Here is a 14,887-nt window from a genome sequence, read left to right as displayed (position 1 = left end):
TCTCCTTGCAGCCAGGGCCCTGGTCGCTAAACGCAGAATTAACAGAACGTAAACCGTACTGCAACGCATCTTTCGTTTTAAGGCGCCAAGACGCGGAATGGATCGCAAAACAGCCTTATATGGTTGCTCAAGGCATGTACTATGTGCCCAAGGCAACCATCAGGAACGTCCCCGTGTCTGCGCTCACTTCCGATCCCGTCGCACAGGTCCGCGCCTTCAACCGCTTCTACACCCGCAGGATCGCGGTGCTTGAGGAGCGGTTGCTGCACAGCGACTTCACCCTCACCGAGGCGCGGGTGCTGTTCGAACTGGCGGCGGGCCAGGACATCACGGCTGCGCAGCTGGGCCATCGGCTGGACCTCAACGCGGGCTACCTCAGCCGGCTGCTGAGCGGGCTGCAGGCGCGCGGTCTGGTTCAACGCGAACCGTCGGTGATGGATGCGCGCGCGAACCGGCTGGTGTTGACCGAGGCGGGCCGTGCCGCCTTCGCACAGCTGGATGCAGCGTCCAGCGAAAGCGTCGCTGCCATGCTGGGAGATATCAGCGAAGCAGGATGCCAGCGCCTTCTTGAGGCGATGGCGCACATCCAGGCACTGCTGGGAGGTGCATCGTCGGATTGCGTGCTGCGCGATCCCCGCCCCGGCGACATGGGCTGGGTGATCCAGAAGCACGGCGCGCTGTATGCACGCGAATTCGGATGGAACGCGGAGTTTGAAGCGCTGGTGGCCGACATCGTCACCCGCTACCTGCGCGAACACGACCCGCAGACCGAGCGCTGCTGGATCGCTGAACTGGACGGCGCCCCGGTGGGGTCGGTGTTCGTGGTCCGGCACGACGCGCACAATGCCAAGCTGCGGCTGCTGCACGTCGATGCCAGCGCGCGCAGGCGGGGCATCGGGCAGCGACTGGTGGACGAGGCGATGAGCTTCGCGCGCGCGGTGGGCTACAAGCGCATGGTGCTGTGGACCAATGCCGCGCTCATCGACGCCCGCGGCCTGTACGAACGGGCCGGCTTCGAACTGATGACCGAGCAGCACGAGCAGCTGTTCGGCCAGCCACAGGTGTCCCAGCTCTGGGCGCGCTCACTGGTCTGACCGGGATCAGGACGCGTGGATGCCGGCCGCGGCCAGGCTTACAGCCGGGCCCACGTCTGGACTTCGCCGGCGGCAAACGGCCCCAGCTTCTGCTTCACGATGCGGCCCTGTGCATCCACCAGCACGCTGTAAGGCAGCAGCCCCTGGGCATTGCCCAGCTGCACGCTGGCATCGCGCGGACCGGGCGTCTCCAGCACGATCGGGTAGTCCACCGGCACCCGCTGCAGGAAGCGCTGCACATCTTCGGGTGTATCCAGCGCCAGCCCCAGCACCTGCACGCCGTCAGGTTGCTGCGCCTGCGCGAAGCGCGACAGTTCTGGCATTTCCTCGACGCAGGGCCCGCACCAGCTGGCCCAGACATTGATGAGCAGCGGCCGGCCGGCAAAACGCTGGCGCAGATCGAGCGGCTGTCCCTGCAGGTCCGGCAGCACCAGTGCGGGCAGGGCATCGCCTGCCTGCAGCACGGGCAGCGGTGCTGCAGGTGGCTGCACGTCTGGATCGCCAGCGTCCGCCGCCGGCACCGGCGTCAGCCGATGGCCGGCCCACAGGCCCAGTCCGGCAGCCAGCACCGCGGTCCACAGCAGCGCTGGCCGTTGCCACCTCATCGTGCGGTGCGCAGCAGCGCTTCTTCGACCACGGCCTGGGTAAGCAGGGTCGGCAGCACCGTCGGCGGTGCGCCGGGCCCGTACACCACGTAAAGCGGAACGCCCACGGCCTTGTGCTCATCGAGGAAAGCGGTGATCTGCGGGTCCACGTTGGTGTAGTCGCCGCGCATGTACACCGCGTTGGTGCGCCTGAGCAGCTCCCTGAACTCCGGCCGCGACAGCACGGCACGCTCGTTCGCCTTGCAGCTCACGCACCAGTCGGCGGTCATGTTGACGAACACCACGCGGTTGTCGGCACGCAGGCGGTCGAGCAGCTGCGGCGAATACTCCACGACGTTCTCGCTGGTGGCCTGTGCCGCACGTGCCGGTGGCTTCAGCTGGGTCACGCCCCACACCGGTACCAGCGCGGCGATTGCCAGCAGCACGCCCAGCAGGCCGGCGGCGCGCTGGCTGCGCCAGCGGCTGCGCTCGAACAACCACAGGCCCAGGGCCAGCAGCAGCAGTCCGCCCAGCGCCAGCGCCATGCCGTCCACGCCACGCTGCTTGCCCAGCACCCACAGCAGCCACAGTGCGGTGGCATACATCGGGAACGCCAGCACGTGCTTGAGCGTTTCCATCCACGGGCCGGGCTTGGGCAGGCGCCGCGCGAGCGCCGGTACGAAGCCGATCAGCAGGAACGGCAGGGCCAGGCCCAGGCCCAGGAACAGGAACACGGCCATCGCCTGTACGGGCGTGGCAACGAAGGCATAGGCGACCGCGCCTCCCATGAACGGACCGACGCACGCGCTGCCGACCACGCAGGCCAGCGCACCGGTGAAGAAATCGCCGGCCGGACCGCTGCGACGGGCGAGTGACTGGCCGAGGTTGCCCAGGCCACCGCCGAGGGTGAACACGCCGGACAGGCTCAGGCCAACCGCAAACATGATGTAGGCCAGGGCCGCGACCACGCCTGGGTGCTGCAGCTGGAAACCGATGCCCACCGCATTGCCAAGCATGCGCAAGCCGACCATCAGCGCGCCGATCACCGCGAAGGCGACCAGTACGCCCAGCGTGTACCACATGGCGTGGCTGCGGGCGCGCTCGGCGCTCTCACCGCTCTGTGCCAGGCCCAGCACTTTCAGCGACAGGATCGGCAGCACGCAGGGCATCAGGTTCAGTACGAGGCCACCGGCCAGTGCCAGCAGCAGCACCCACAGGAACGAACGGTCCGGATCCGGGGTGGTGGCCGGCGGGCGGGTACGCAGCGCGTTGTCGCCCCGCGCATCGGCGGCGAACCCCGCCTGCGCGCCGGCCACATCGGCACGCGCCGGTTCGCTGTTCGGCACGGTCGGCAGCAGGCGCAACGCGGTGCCGTTGGCCGCCTCGCGCGGTGCGGCGCTGCCCGCCGGCAGCGGTCGGATCATTTCGCTGCGGGGCGCAGGCTGGCCGGCGTGGGCGCTGATCTTTCCCGCGGGGATCGACAGCTTCACCCGGCGGGTCATCGGTGGGTAGCAGATGCCATCAGTCTGGCAACCCTGGAAGGTCACCACCAGTGTGCTGTCCACCGCGTCGGTCACCGTGCGGCGCAGCGGCAGCGGCACTTCGACCTGGTTGAAGTAAACCGACACATCGCCGAAGTGCTCGTCGCGATGCGACTGCGCGGCGGGCCAGCGCGGCGCATCTGCCAGCACACCGGCACTGCCTTCCAGCTTCAGCGAGGTGCGATTGCGATACAGGTAGTAGCCCGGCGCGGGACTGAAGCGCAGCAGCAGGGTGTTGCCATCGCTGGCGATCGCGTCGAAGCCGAAGGCCTGTTCGGAGGGCAGCGGCAGCGCCTGGCTGTTGCTGCTGCCGGGCAGGCGCAGGCCACCACCGCTGCCGGCCCCGGCAAGCGGAGTGTTGAACGCGTTCACGCCGGTGACCCGCGCGGTCGGCAGGGCGGCTGCGGCGCCACCGCCACCACCGGGCAGTGTCACCTGGACCACGCGCTTCTGCGGCGGGTAGCAGACACCGGCATCGGCGCAGCCCTGGTAGCGCACTTCCAGGCTGAGGGTGCCGGCTGCATCCGTCGGGGCGCCCGGCAGCGAAACCTGCAGGCGTTCGCGGTAGGTCTCGACCTCGCCGAAGAAATCGTCGTGGTGCTTGGTGCCGCTGGGCATCTGCAGCGCACCGGCATTGAAGGCCGGGTCGGCCTTGACGCTGGTGCGGTGGCGATAGAGGTAGTACCCCGGCGCGATCTTGAACTGCAGCTGGATCTGGTTCCGCTCCGGCGCACTGGCGGTCAGCGCGAACGCCTGGTCCACCGGCAGCAGATCTTTCTCGTCCAGGGCGAATGCAGGCAGGGCCAGCGAGAGCAGGGCGCACAGCGCGGCGGCACGGGCAAACAGATTCATCAAGCGGTGTCCTCCCGGGTCTGCGCCCGGATCCAATCCAGATAGGCCGGCAGTCCGGCCCGGGCTTCGACCGCGATGCACTCGGGGAGTTCATACGGATGCAGTTCGACGATCCGCGCCATCGCTGCCTCCACGCGGCTGGCCGTGGTCTTCACCAGCAGCTGCAGCTCGGCATCGGTAGTGACCTCGCCCTGCCAGCGGTAGGTCGACTGCGCCCCTTCCAGGCGCGTCACGCAGGCGGCCAGGCGCTCGCCGACCAGCGCATGCGCGATGCGCTCGGCACTGGCCCGGTCCGGGCAGGTGGTCAACAGCAGCAGGACGGGATCGACGGTCGGCATGACCGTCGAGTATAGGGCCGCCGCCGGATCAAGGTCCGGCGGCGGCGATGGACCGCTGCGTTGCGCGGTCAGTTGGCCAGCTGGCAGGTCGCCGGCTTGGCCGAGGTGAACAACGCCGGCGTCGCCCACTCGGGGTGGTCGATGAACGGGTTGCGGTTGCCCTGGAAGCTGTAGATCACGTCGTTGCGCGCGCGCTCGGCGTCGTCCGGCGGATCGGACAGATGCCAGTCGATCAGGGTCGAGAGCAGGCCCATGTAGGCCGGCGAACTGCTGGTCCTGACGATCCGGCTGCGGTCGTCGGTCAGCTCCAGGTCCGGCTCGGACTGGCCGGTGGCTGCATCCTTGCCGCCCTCGTAGCGGATCGCCATGTACATCACCGCGCGCGCCATGTCGCCCTTGCGATGGCCCCACACCTCGAAGGTGCCGGTGTTGCCGTCCGGCGTGCGCACCCAGTTGGAATTGCCCGGGTAGCCGCCGCTGCCGCCGCCATGGCCGTTGTTGGCCTCGGTGGCGCGCTCGCCACAGTTGGCATCGCACTTGCCGAACGGCTTGTTGCCGCGGTCGGCATTCCACTGCGCATCGGTCAGGTACAGCATGTGGGTGTCGGTGTAGGGCGCGTACGGCAGGCCCTTGTCGCCGGTGGTGCTGGCAAAGCCCAGCGAGTTCGGCCAGGTGTGCTCGCGGTTGTAGGTCAGGCCGCTGCCCGTGCCAGCGCGATCGCTGACCTTGGCGTAGCTGCGGTTGCGATAGGCATCGAGGATGCGGTTGGGATTGTTCGGATCCTCGTCGGCGATCTCCAGGATGGTCCAGGTGCTGGTGCCCGACCCGCTGTACGGATAGGCGGTGTGGCCCTTGATGGTCGCGTGCAGCGAGCAGCGCAGCTGGCTTGGGCTGGAGGTGTTGACCCTGGAGTAGTAGCCCGCCGGTACGCCGGGATTGCCCGGATCGGGGTTGCCCGTGGCGCTGGCCACGGTGAAGGCGATGCGGCTGTCGGCAGCCGGATGCGCGCCCTGCAGGTCGGTGATGCGCGCAGCGCGGATGTCGAAGCGGCAGGCCTCACCGGCCACCAGCGCGGTGTTGGTGGACAGCTTCACGCTCCTGCCGCTGGCCGGATGGGTCAGCGGTACGCTGCCGGAGGTGCCGCAGCTCAGCGCGAAGGCGCCGCTGGCCAGGTTCACCGTCTCGCTGAATACCACTTCCAGATCGGCCGCGGCCGGGAATGTGCTGCTGCCCTGGGCCGGGGTGGTGGTGGACACCGATGGCGGCGTATTGGGACCGGGCGTACCCCCACCGCTGAAGGTCTGGCCGTTGTTGCAGCTGCCGAAGGTCTGCGTCGCCGATTCGGCCCAGGTGAAGTGGGCGTACTGGCTGCCGCTGCCCGTCAGCTGCAGTGAGGTGCCGGGCGCCGTGCTGTTGGTTTCGGCCACCGGAATGTTCTGGCTGGTCATGCCTGCGGCAGGACCGCCGGAGGCAGTGATCGTGCCCTCATAGCTGAGGAACTGGACCACCTTGCCGCTGGCGTCGACCAGCGCGATGCCGTCGTTGGGACCGTTCTGGATGCCGTTGGTCGGATAGCTGACCACGGCCAGGGTGGCGCTGCCGCACCCGGCCGCGCTGCCGGCAGGGACGGCCGTGTTGGCGTACACCGAAGCGGCCGACGGCGTGCTGCCGTTATAGAGATACAGCCGATAGCCGGACAGATCCTCGCCGGCGGTGGCCACGACCTCGATCGCCTCGCCGACGTCACCGGCTGCGGTGCTGTCGTCGTAGTGCAGTTCGTTGATGAAGACCTCGGCCTGGGCCGGCGCGGTGGCCAGGGCCAGCACGCAGGCGGTGGCGAGCGGGGACAGCAATCGCATCGACGACTCCTTGTGATTGGGAATGCGCGGCCGAGCCTAAGGCCGATCCAGTCACACTTTGTCGTAAATGAACGTCAGATATCTGACAGTGCGACGTTGGTCACCTAATTCGGGGCCACCCCACCGCACTGCCGCAGCGTCCGGCGCGGAAACTTTTTTCGCGACGCCCCTTGAAAGCCTCCCGGGGGGCTCCATCTCTGCCGTGCTCCCGACCTTGTCGGGTTTCTTCACGTGCGGTTCTGGCACTCGCCTGGTGCGAGTGCTAACATCGCCGGACTTTTTTAGACCAATCAATCACTTAAGAGGTCTCCTATGAGCATCAAGCCGCTGCACGACCGCGTTGTGGTCAAGCCGATCGAAGCCGACGAAATCTCCGCCGGTGGCATCGTCATCCCCGACTCGGCCAAGGAAAAGTCCACCAAGGGTGAAGTCGTGGCCGTCGGCCCCGGTAAGCCGCTGGACAACGGCAGCGTGCGCGCGCCGTCGCTGAAGGTCGGTGACAAGGTCATCTACGGCCAGTACGCCGGCAGCTCGTACAAGAGCGAAGGCGTCGAGTACAAGGTCCTGCGCGAAGACGACGTGCTCGCCGTCATCGGCTGAGCCCCGCCGCGACCTGTTTCAACCTGATCCCCACATCCCAGCCGCCGGGCACGGCCCGGCGCGACCAATGAGGTAATTGCAATGGCTGCCAAGGATATCCGTTTCGGTGAAGACGCCCGTTCGCGCATGGTGCGCGGCGTCAACGTTCTCGCCAATGCCGTCAAGGCCACCCTCGGCCCGAAGGGCCGCAATGTCGTGCTCGAGAAGAGCTTCGGCGCCCCGACCATCACCAAGGACGGCGTCTCCGTCGCCAAGGAAATCGAACTGGCTGACAAGTTCGAGAACATGGGCGCGCAGATGGTGAAGGAAGTTGCTTCGCGCACCAACGACGACGCCGGCGACGGCACCACCACCGCCACCGTGCTGGCCCAGGCCCTGATCCGCGAAGGCGCCAAGGCCGTTGCTGCCGGCATGAACCCGATGGACCTCAAGCGCGGTATCGACAAGGCCGTCGTGGCTGCCGTCACCGAGCTGAAGAACATCTCCAAGCCGACCGCTGACGACAAGGCGATCGCCCAGGTCGGCACCATCTCGGCCAACTCGGACGAGTCGATCGGCCAGATCATCGCTGACGCGATGAAGGAAGTCGGCAAGGAAGGCGTGATCACCGTTGAAGAAGGCTCGGGCCTGGACAACGAGCTGGACGTGGTCAAGGGCATGCAGTTCGACCGCGGCTACCTGTCCCCGTACTTCATCAACAACCAGCAGTCGCAGACCGCTGACCTGGATGACCCGTTCATCCTGCTGCACGACAAGAAGATCTCCAACGTCCGTGACCTGCTGCCGGTGCTGGAAGGCGTCGCCAAGGCCGGCAAGCCGCTGCTGATCGTGGCTGAGGAAGTCGAAGGCGAAGCGCTGGCGACCCTGGTGGTCAACACCATCCGTGGCATCGTCAAGGTCGTGGCCGTGAAGGCCCCGGGCTTCGGCGACCGTCGCAAGGCGATGCTGGAAGACATGGCCGTGCTGACCGGCGGCACCGTGATCTCCGAAGAAGTGGGCCTGTCGCTGGAGAAGGCCACCATCAAGGACCTGGGCCGCGCCAAGAAGGTGCAGGTCTCCAAGGAGAACACCACCATCATCGACGGCGTGGGCGACAAGGCTGCGGTCGAATCGCGCGTTGCGCAGATCAAGACCCAGATCCAGGACACCTCCTCGGATTACGACCGCGAGAAGCTGCAGGAACGCGTGGCCAAGCTGGCCGGCGGCGTTGCCGTGATCAAGGTGGGTGCGTCCACCGAAATCGAAATGAAGGAAAAGAAGGATCGCGTCGACGACGCCCTGCACGCTACCCGTGCAGCCGTTGAAGAAGGCGTGGTTCCGGGCGGCGGCGTTGCACTGGTCCGTGCGGTCACCGCGCTGGCCGGCCTGAAGGGCGCCAACGAAGACCAGAACCACGGCATCCAGATCGCCCTGCGCGCGATGGAAGCCCCGCTGCGCGAGATCGTCGCCAACGCCGGCGAAGAGCCGTCCGTCATCGTCAACAAGGTCAAGGAAGGCAGCGGCAGCTTCGGCTACAACGCCGCCACCGGTGAGTTCGGCGACATGCTGCAGTTCGGCATCCTGGACCCGACCAAGGTGACCCGTTCGGCGCTGCAGAACGCGGCCTCGATCGCTGGCCTGATGATCACCACCGAAGCCATGGTTGCCGAAGCTCCGAAGAAGGACGAGCCGGCCCTGGGCGGCGCCGGTGGCATGGGCGGCATGGGTGGCATGGGCGGCATGGACTTCTAAGGTCTGCGTTGTTCCCGATGAAGTGAAAAACCCCGCCGCAAGGCGGGGTTTTTTTGTGGGCGTTCCGCGCCCCTGCTGGACGTGGACCGTGCTCCACCTGTCAGCGCACGAATGCCTTCGTGGCCCCGTATTCCCAATCCCACGGCACCCCCGTCTCGCCCAGCACGAAGCGCACCAGTGCCGGAAAGGCCGCTTCGGCGCGCACATCGTTGCCCAGGATCACCACGCAGCGTTGGCCTTGTTCGACGCACACCAGCGTGTTGCCCACCGCATCGTCATGTCCGCCCTTGTAGAAGCCTGCACCTTGTGGGCCGGTGAATGTCACCACGCCCAGTCCCGCAGCCAGGTTTCTGCGCCGCTGCGCCACCGGCAGTTCCGGCTGCAGCGTCGGGAACTGGCTGGCGGTGGTGATCGGCAGCTGCGGCCGCACCAGCTCCCGGCGCATCGATGCCGACAGCCCCTGGCCACTGACATAGCCGGCCGCGAAATTGCCCATGTCGGCGATGGTCGTGTCCATCGAACCGGCGGCACGCACGCGGCTGCGTTCATCGTGCGGTTCCGTCGTGCCTTCGGCGGTCCAGCCGTCGGCCAGATTCGTGGCGAAATCCTCGCGCCACATCATGCTGGTGCGGGGCATGCCGAAGCGGTCGAATACGCGCTGCTGCATGAGCGTACCCACGTCCTGGCCCAGCCCGCGCTCCAGCACGAACTGCAGCAGGATCAGGCCTTCGCCGGAATAGCCATAGCGGCTGCCCGGATCGAAGTGGAATTTCAGTTTTCCGTCCGGCTCCAGGAATGCAAAATTGGCAAAGCCGCTGGCATGGTTGAGCAGCAGGCGCGGGGTCAGCCGGCGCCAACGTTCGTCGCCGGCCAGCACGGTGTAATCGGCGTACTTCTTCGGCTCGGCCGGATAGTCCGGCAGCGGTCTGTCCAGGGCGCTGGCGATGCTGGCATCCAGATCGATCACCTTGTCCTGTGCCAGCTGCGCGATCAGGTGGCCGAAGGCCATCTTGGTCAGCGATGCCGCATACATCACCGTGTCGGTCTGCAGCGGTTCGCCGGCAGCGTTGCGCTCGCCATAGGCGGCAACGTGCACGACCTTGCCACCGTCGACGACGGCCACTGCCATCCCGCGGGCGTGAGCCACCTGCATCAGGCGCTTGGCCTCGGCATCGATCCGGGCCGGGGAGGGCACGGGAGGGGGAGCGGCCATTACGGCGGCGGGGAACAGCGTCAGCAACAGCAGGACGGCACGGCGCATGCGTGGAACTCCTGGCGGGACGTGGCGCGATGCTACCGCAGCTTCGGCTGCTTTCAGCCCCCTGCGCGAGGAGTGTGCCCGGCCAGGCCCGGCGGCAGGCCCCGTAGATGTTGCGTTCCATCCCGTCATGAATATGATTAGGCACCTAAACATATTGGAAATCACCGTGCTTGAGGCAAAACATGGCGCCCTTCTGGATGAGGCCCGGCGACGTGGCCACGCCAATGTCGCCCTGCTGCATCTGTGCTTCCAGCTGCTGTCGCTGTCCTCGGCGATCGATCGCGACTGCGCCAGCCGGCTGGCGCCGTACGGGCTCAGTGAAGGCCGCTTCATCGTGCTGTTCCTGCTGCACGGTGCCGGTGGCACACTGCCGCCGCATGCGCTGGCCGAGCGTGCCGGCGTCACCCGCGCCACCATCAGCGGGCTGCTCGATGGCCTGCAGCGCGAAGGTCTGCTGCAGCGGCGCAGCGATGCGGACGATGGCCGTCGTCTGCAGATCGTGCTGACCGCGCAGGGCAAGCGCCTGGCCGAAGACCTCTTCAATCAGCACACGCAGTGGATCGCGGGCCTGTTCAATGGCCTGGACACTGCCGAGCAGGTGCAGCTCTCACAGCTGCTGGCCAAGGTGTGGCAGCACACCGGCGGCGGACGGAAGGACCTGCAGTGAGCGCAGCGATCAGCCCGGCGCGAAAGCATCAACTGGATACCGGGGCAGCCGCCAGCACGCATCTGGCGGAATGCCTGGCCGTGGATTTCGCGGTGTTGCTGCAGACCGTTGCGGTGCTGCCGGAGACTGCCATTCAATGCATGCGCGATGCTGCCAGCAAAGGCATTACCCAGCGCATGGTTCTGGCGGCAACGCTGTTGCGTGAGGCCAGCCAGGGTGATCCTGCACAGTGGCAGTCGCATGCATCCGACACCGTGCGCGGCTGGGCCTGCTACCTGATCGGTGGCGATGCCACCGCCTCCCTGCCGGTGAAGCTGGAGAAGATGCGCCCGTTGGCCGATGATCCGCATTTCGGCGTGCGCGAATGGGCGTGGCTGGCGCTGCGCACCGACATCGTTGCCGGGCCACTGCTGGCGCTTGAATGCCTGCAGCCGTGGACGCAGGAACCGTCCGCCCATCTGCGCCGGTTTGCCTGTGAAGCACTGCGTCCCCGTGGCGTCTGGGCGGCGCACATCGCTCTTTTCAAGCAGCATCCCGAACACGCGCATTCGCTGCTGGAGGCACTGGCGGATGATCCCGAACGCTATGTGCAGGACTCCGTCGGCAACTGGCTCAACGATGCCGGGAAGACCCAGCCGCAGTGGCTGCGTGACCTGTGCACACGCTGGCAACGCGAGCGCGACAGCCCTGCCAACGCCTACATCCGCAGGCGCGCACTGCGTTCACTGTGATCCGGCGGGTGCCGGCCCATGACCGGGCCATCGGGCCCGGTCACATTGCGCGGACGCGGCTAGTGGGGCTGCAGGCGTTCGGCCGCATGCGTGGCCAGCCCCAGGGATGCCAGCATCAACCCTTCCATCACCCGGTCGCTCACGTGATGTTCGGGCGCGGCATTCTGGCGGCAGCGTTCGGCGGCCAGCAGCACCTCCTGCACGATGCGCAGGCCGGCCAGTGCGCCATCGGCATCGGCCAGCATCATGCGTCGGCCGTTCGCTGGATGGCGCTCGGGCCAGGGTTGGCCATCGGCGGCCGCACCGCTGCCGATGCGTTGCAGGTGGGCGACCAGACTGTTGGGATCGAACGGCGCCTGATCGGCATTGGCCGGATCGGGGTGGGCACCGGGGAAGGGAACGTGTGGTGTGTTCATGGCGTGTGCTCCGTACAGGACAGACGACACCGCCACCGGAAGAGGTGGCGGACGGTACGTGGCGGCAAAGACCGGGAGATGCTGATACCGGCGGGCGCAAGCGCCCCCACGCACCGCCCGCCATGGAACGCGGACGGATTGCCAGCCGGCGCCGCGCAAGGCGACGCCGGCTGACAAGCGTAAACAACATCTCCTCGGGCTTTGCCGACCCGGCCACCCTTTTCCGGTGGCAAACCATCTTGAGCACATGTCCGCGTGGAATGCCAAGGCAGTACGCGACACGTCATGAACGCGGCGGAAGTATCGCATATGCCGTTGCCCGTATAACCGCGCATCGATCGCCTGCACGCCCCTTCCGGGCCGAAGGGTGGGAAGCCTGGAAGGAAGATCTCAACGCGGTGGCACCATCGGTCCAGTCGCGACACGATCGATCCGCACACCGGCACATGCGCTGGTGCGCCAGACGCGGTAAACAGTGCATTGCCCACGTCCACCCGCAGGGGAGTCGATCATGCAGAGCACGCTCCAGGTCACGCTGTTCGGCCCTCCCGGCGAGACTCCGGCGTTGCAGTTGCCGGATGTGGACGGGCCCTCGGTGGCGATACCGGAATCGACCCTGCGGCGGCTGGTCTCCGATCTCTACACGGCGCGGTCCCTGCTCAACCCCGAGCAGCTGGAGGAGGCGAGGCGGGAGCTGGACCAGGTGCTGGAGCGCTGGGCCGATATCCACGAGGGCCTGCTGCTGGACGTGGAAGTGCATGGCAGTCGCTAGATCGCCGTGCTGCTGAACCGCTTCCCCAGTTGCGGATGAAACATTTTGTGCTGCGCAGAAGCTGTGCTATCAATACATCCCATGAACGCAGCCGCTACCCGCTTTTACTGGTATTACTTTCCGAAGCCACTGGCGGAGGAAGGACTGCGCTCACCCTGAAGAAAGCTTCAGACGCATTCCCGAAAGCCGCCAGCGAACCTGGCGGCTTTTTTCATGCCGCCTCGCTGGGGACCCCCAACGTACCGGAGACCTCCCCCATGCCCCCCCATACCGACGACCTGCGCATCCGCACCATCGAACCGCTCGCACCGCCTGCCCAGCTGCTGGCGATGCTGCCGTGTGACGATGAAGCCTCCGACACCGTCAGTGCTTCGCGCGCGGCCCTGCACCAGATCCTGCATGGCCGCGACGATCGCCTGGCGGTCGTGGTCGGCCCGTGTTCGATCCACGATCCCAATGCGGCCATCGAGTACGCACAGCGCTTGAAGCCTCTGCGCGACGCGCTGGCCGGCGAGCTGGAGATCGTCATGCGCGTGTACTTCGAGAAGCCGCGCACCACGGTGGGCTGGAAGGGCCTGATCAACGATCCTGACCTGGACGGCAGCTTCCGGATCGACAAGGGCCTGCGCATTGCCCGCGGCCTGCTGCGCGACATCAACAAGCTGGGCCTGCCGGCCGGCGTTGAATTCCTCGACGTGATCTCGCCGCAGTACATCGCCGACCTGGTGGCATGGGGCGCGATCGGCGCACGCACCACCGAAAGCCAGGTGCACCGCGAACTGGCCTCCGGCCTGTCGTGCCCGGTGGGCTTCAAGAACGGCACCGATGGCAACGTCAAGATCGCGGCCGACGCGGTCGGCGCGGCCTCCAACCCGCATCACTTCCTGTCGGTGACCAAGCAGGGCGGTACCGCCATCGTTTCGACCACCGGCAACCCGGATTGCCATGTGATCCTGCGCGGCGGCAAGCAGCCGAACTACGACGCGGCCAGCGTGGCCGACGCCTGCCAGGCACTGGCCAAGGCCAGGCTGCCAACGCGGCTGATGATCGATGCCAGCCATGCCAACAGCCTGAAAAACCCGGAAAACCAGCCGAAGGTGATCGAAGACATCGCCGTTCAGTTGGAAGACGGCGAACAGCGCATCGTGGGTGTGATGATCGAGAGCCATCTGGTGGGAGGCCGGCAGGAACTGGTGGAAGGCCAGCCGCTGGTCTACGGGCAGAGCATCACCGATGGCTGCATCGACTGGGACACCACGGTGACGGTGCTAGAGCGACTGGCCGCGGCCGTGCGCGCCCGTCGCGAAGTGACAGTGTCAGAAGCCGCCTGAGCGCGGCATGTGTGTGGATGGCGGCCAGCGCCTGCGGGGGTGCGGCCGCGATCAGGGCCGGTCGGAGTTGGAGACCGGCCCGTCCGCACCGGCGATGCGCCTGGCGCTGCGCATGAGCGACAGCGCCAGGTCCATCGCCGGGGTGGTGCAGGGCACGAAGGGGAGCGCCGGGCCATGCCCGGCGAACACGCCATCGTTCAATGCACTTCGTCGTGATACACGAACTTCGGCATTTCCCAGCGGTAATGGATCGCCAGCAGGCGCAGGGCGAAGCCGCCCGCCAGGCAGCACAGGATGGCCGTGGCATCGGACACGTTCCAGTGCAGCAGCAGCAGATAGGCGGCGCCGGTCAGCAGCGCGATGATCGCGTACAGCTCCTTCTGGAAGATGAGCGGCACCTCGTTGCAGAGGATGTCGCGCAGCACGCCGCCGAACGCGCCGGTCAGCATGCCGGCGATCAGCACGATCGGCGTGGCATGACCGGCCTCGCGTGCGATCGAGCAGCCGATCAGGGTGAAGGCGATCAGGCCCAGGCCGTCGAGCACCAGGAAGGTGCGGCGGAAGTGGTGCATCCAGCGTGCGACCCAGGTGGCGATCAGCGCCGCGCACACGGTGAAGCCGAGGTACTCGGGATGTTTGACCCAGCCCAGCGGATAGTGGCCAAGCAGGATGTCGCGCAGTGAACCACCGCCGAGTGCGGTAACGCAGGCGATCATGACCACGCCGAACAGATCCATGCGGCGGCGTCCCGCGGACAGTGCGCCGGTCATGGCTTCGGCGGAAATGGCGATCAGGTAGATGATGGACAGCAACATGGAACAGGCTCCGGACGCGGTGGGGCCGGCCATGCGCGGACGCCGCCATTGCCTGCGCAATGACGGGATGACGATGACCGGTGCCGCTCCCGCTGTCCTTTTGCCTGAGAGTTCAGCGGCGTAGGCCGCGTGCCCCTTCGGCGGATCGTACCGGGCATGCCCGGTGACCTCTCTCCAGCTCGGCGAGTCGAATGCATGGTTGGTGGGATTCCAGCCCACCGGCCTGAGCGATCATGGGAGCCTGCGCCTTCGGCGGGCGCCAGCGCGGCGCCTCTCTCCTGCATTCGCGGGCAGT

General features: G+C 67.0%; 15 protein-coding genes and 2 riboswitches. Of the genes, 7 read left to right on the top strand and 8 right to left on the bottom strand.

All coding sequences use genetic code 11. The features are described from left to right. Positions 1-173: 173 nt before the first annotated feature. A complete protein-coding gene (locus tag ACVOKU_RS09550; RefSeq protein ID WP_481559759.1) occupies positions 174-1,094 on the top strand; it encodes a bifunctional helix-turn-helix transcriptional regulator/GNAT family N-acetyltransferase in 921 nt (306 codons plus the stop codon). A gap of 38 nt (positions 1,095-1,132) precedes the next feature. Here ACVOKU_RS09550 and ACVOKU_RS09545 read toward each other — a convergent pair whose 3' ends face one another. The 4 genes from ACVOKU_RS09545 to ACVOKU_RS09530 form a co-directional block, all read right to left on the bottom strand. Continuing rightward, complete coding sequence (locus tag ACVOKU_RS09545) at positions 1,133-1,699, bottom strand: TlpA disulfide reductase family protein (protein WP_053515709.1); 567 nt, start codon at positions 1,697-1,699, stop codon at positions 1,133-1,135. Continuing rightward, positions 1,696-4,074 carry a protein-disulfide reductase DsbD family protein gene (locus tag ACVOKU_RS09540; RefSeq protein WP_481559758.1) on the bottom strand — a complete coding sequence of 793 codons (2,379 nt, stop codon included), beginning with the start codon at positions 4,072-4,074 and terminating at the stop codon, positions 1,696-1,698. Before ACVOKU_RS09540 ends, ACVOKU_RS09545 begins: the two co-directional genes overlap by 4 nt. Then, entirely contained in the window at positions 4,071-4,409 is a 339-nt protein-coding gene (gene cutA, locus ACVOKU_RS09535) for a divalent-cation tolerance protein CutA (RefSeq protein ID WP_053515713.1), read from the bottom strand. Before cutA ends, ACVOKU_RS09540 begins: the two co-directional genes overlap by 4 nt. Before the next feature lie 68 nt (positions 4,410-4,477). Continuing rightward, positions 4,478-6,268, bottom strand: a complete 1,791-nt coding sequence (locus ACVOKU_RS09530; RefSeq protein ID WP_481559757.1) for an endonuclease — start codon at positions 6,266-6,268, stop codon at positions 4,478-4,480. A 312-nt stretch (positions 6,269-6,580) separates the two neighbouring features. Between ACVOKU_RS09530 and ACVOKU_RS09525 the strand changes: the two genes are divergently transcribed. Together ACVOKU_RS09525 and groL are read left to right on the top strand one after the other, a co-directional pair. Further along, on the top strand, positions 6,581-6,868 hold the full coding sequence (locus ACVOKU_RS09525) for a co-chaperone GroES (protein WP_006396661.1): 288 nt from the start codon (positions 6,581-6,583) through the stop codon (positions 6,866-6,868). 81 nt (positions 6,869-6,949) lie between these two features. Then, on the top strand, positions 6,950-8,599 hold the full coding sequence (groL, locus tag ACVOKU_RS09520; protein WP_053515717.1) for a chaperonin GroEL: 1,650 nt from the start codon (positions 6,950-6,952) through the stop codon (positions 8,597-8,599). Positions 8,600-8,699: 100 nt separating this feature from the next. Here the strand turns inward: groL and ACVOKU_RS09515 are convergent, their stop codons facing one another. After that, positions 8,700-9,860 (bottom strand): serine hydrolase domain-containing protein, encoded by a 1,161-nt coding sequence (locus tag ACVOKU_RS09515; protein ID WP_346475317.1) that lies wholly within the window; start codon positions 9,858-9,860, stop codon positions 8,700-8,702. A gap of 166 nt (positions 9,861-10,026) precedes the next feature. On the opposite strand from ACVOKU_RS09515, the gene ACVOKU_RS09510 reads away from it, so the two are divergent. After that, on the top strand, positions 10,027-10,527 hold the full coding sequence (locus ACVOKU_RS09510; protein WP_481559756.1) for a MarR family winged helix-turn-helix transcriptional regulator: 501 nt from the start codon (positions 10,027-10,029) through the stop codon (positions 10,525-10,527). Beyond that, entirely contained in the window at positions 10,524-11,258 is a 735-nt protein-coding gene (locus ACVOKU_RS09505; protein ID WP_481559755.1) for a DNA alkylation repair protein, read from the top strand. Before ACVOKU_RS09510 ends, ACVOKU_RS09505 begins: the two co-directional genes overlap by 4 nt. Before the next feature lie 59 nt (positions 11,259-11,317). Here the strand turns inward: ACVOKU_RS09505 and ACVOKU_RS09500 are convergent, their stop codons facing one another. Further along, the gene (locus tag ACVOKU_RS09500; RefSeq protein WP_279941967.1) at positions 11,318-11,674 is read right to left on the bottom strand and encodes a hypothetical protein; all 357 of its coding nucleotides are present in this window, start codon (positions 11,672-11,674) and stop codon (positions 11,318-11,320) included. Between the two features lie 511 nt (positions 11,675-12,185). Here ACVOKU_RS09500 and ACVOKU_RS09495 point away from each other — a divergent pair. Together ACVOKU_RS09495 and ACVOKU_RS09490 are read left to right on the top strand one after the other, a co-directional pair. Next, the gene (locus ACVOKU_RS09495; RefSeq protein ID WP_481559754.1) at positions 12,186-12,446 is read left to right on the top strand and encodes a hypothetical protein; all 261 of its coding nucleotides are present in this window, start codon (positions 12,186-12,188) and stop codon (positions 12,444-12,446) included. A 257-nt stretch (positions 12,447-12,703) separates the two neighbouring features. Continuing rightward, entirely contained in the window at positions 12,704-13,777 is a 1,074-nt protein-coding gene (locus ACVOKU_RS09490) for a 3-deoxy-7-phosphoheptulonate synthase (protein WP_481559753.1), read from the top strand. Positions 13,778-13,828: 51 nt separating this feature from the next. Here ACVOKU_RS09490 and ACVOKU_RS09485 read toward each other — a convergent pair whose 3' ends face one another. Both ACVOKU_RS09485 and ACVOKU_RS09480 read right to left on the bottom strand, forming a co-directional pair. Then, complete coding sequence (locus ACVOKU_RS09485; protein WP_312556186.1) at positions 13,829-13,978, bottom strand: hypothetical protein; 150 nt, start codon at positions 13,976-13,978, stop codon at positions 13,829-13,831. Further along, complete coding sequence (locus ACVOKU_RS09480) at positions 13,975-14,592, bottom strand: trimeric intracellular cation channel family protein (protein WP_053515730.1); 618 nt, start codon at positions 14,590-14,592, stop codon at positions 13,975-13,977. The genes ACVOKU_RS09485 and ACVOKU_RS09480 overlap by 4 nt, the downstream gene beginning before the upstream one ends. Positions 14,593-14,674: 82 nt before the next feature. After that, positions 14,675-14,780: riboswitch (glycine riboswitch) on the bottom strand. A 13-nt stretch (positions 14,781-14,793) separates the two neighbouring features. Next, positions 14,794-14,883, bottom strand: a riboswitch (glycine riboswitch). Positions 14,884-14,887: the final 4 nt, after the last annotated feature.

The organism is Stenotrophomonas sp. STEN147 (genome assembly GCF_056757995.1).
The sequence above is the reverse complement of the archived record's forward strand: the minus strand, read 5'-3'. Positions and strand labels throughout refer to the sequence as shown.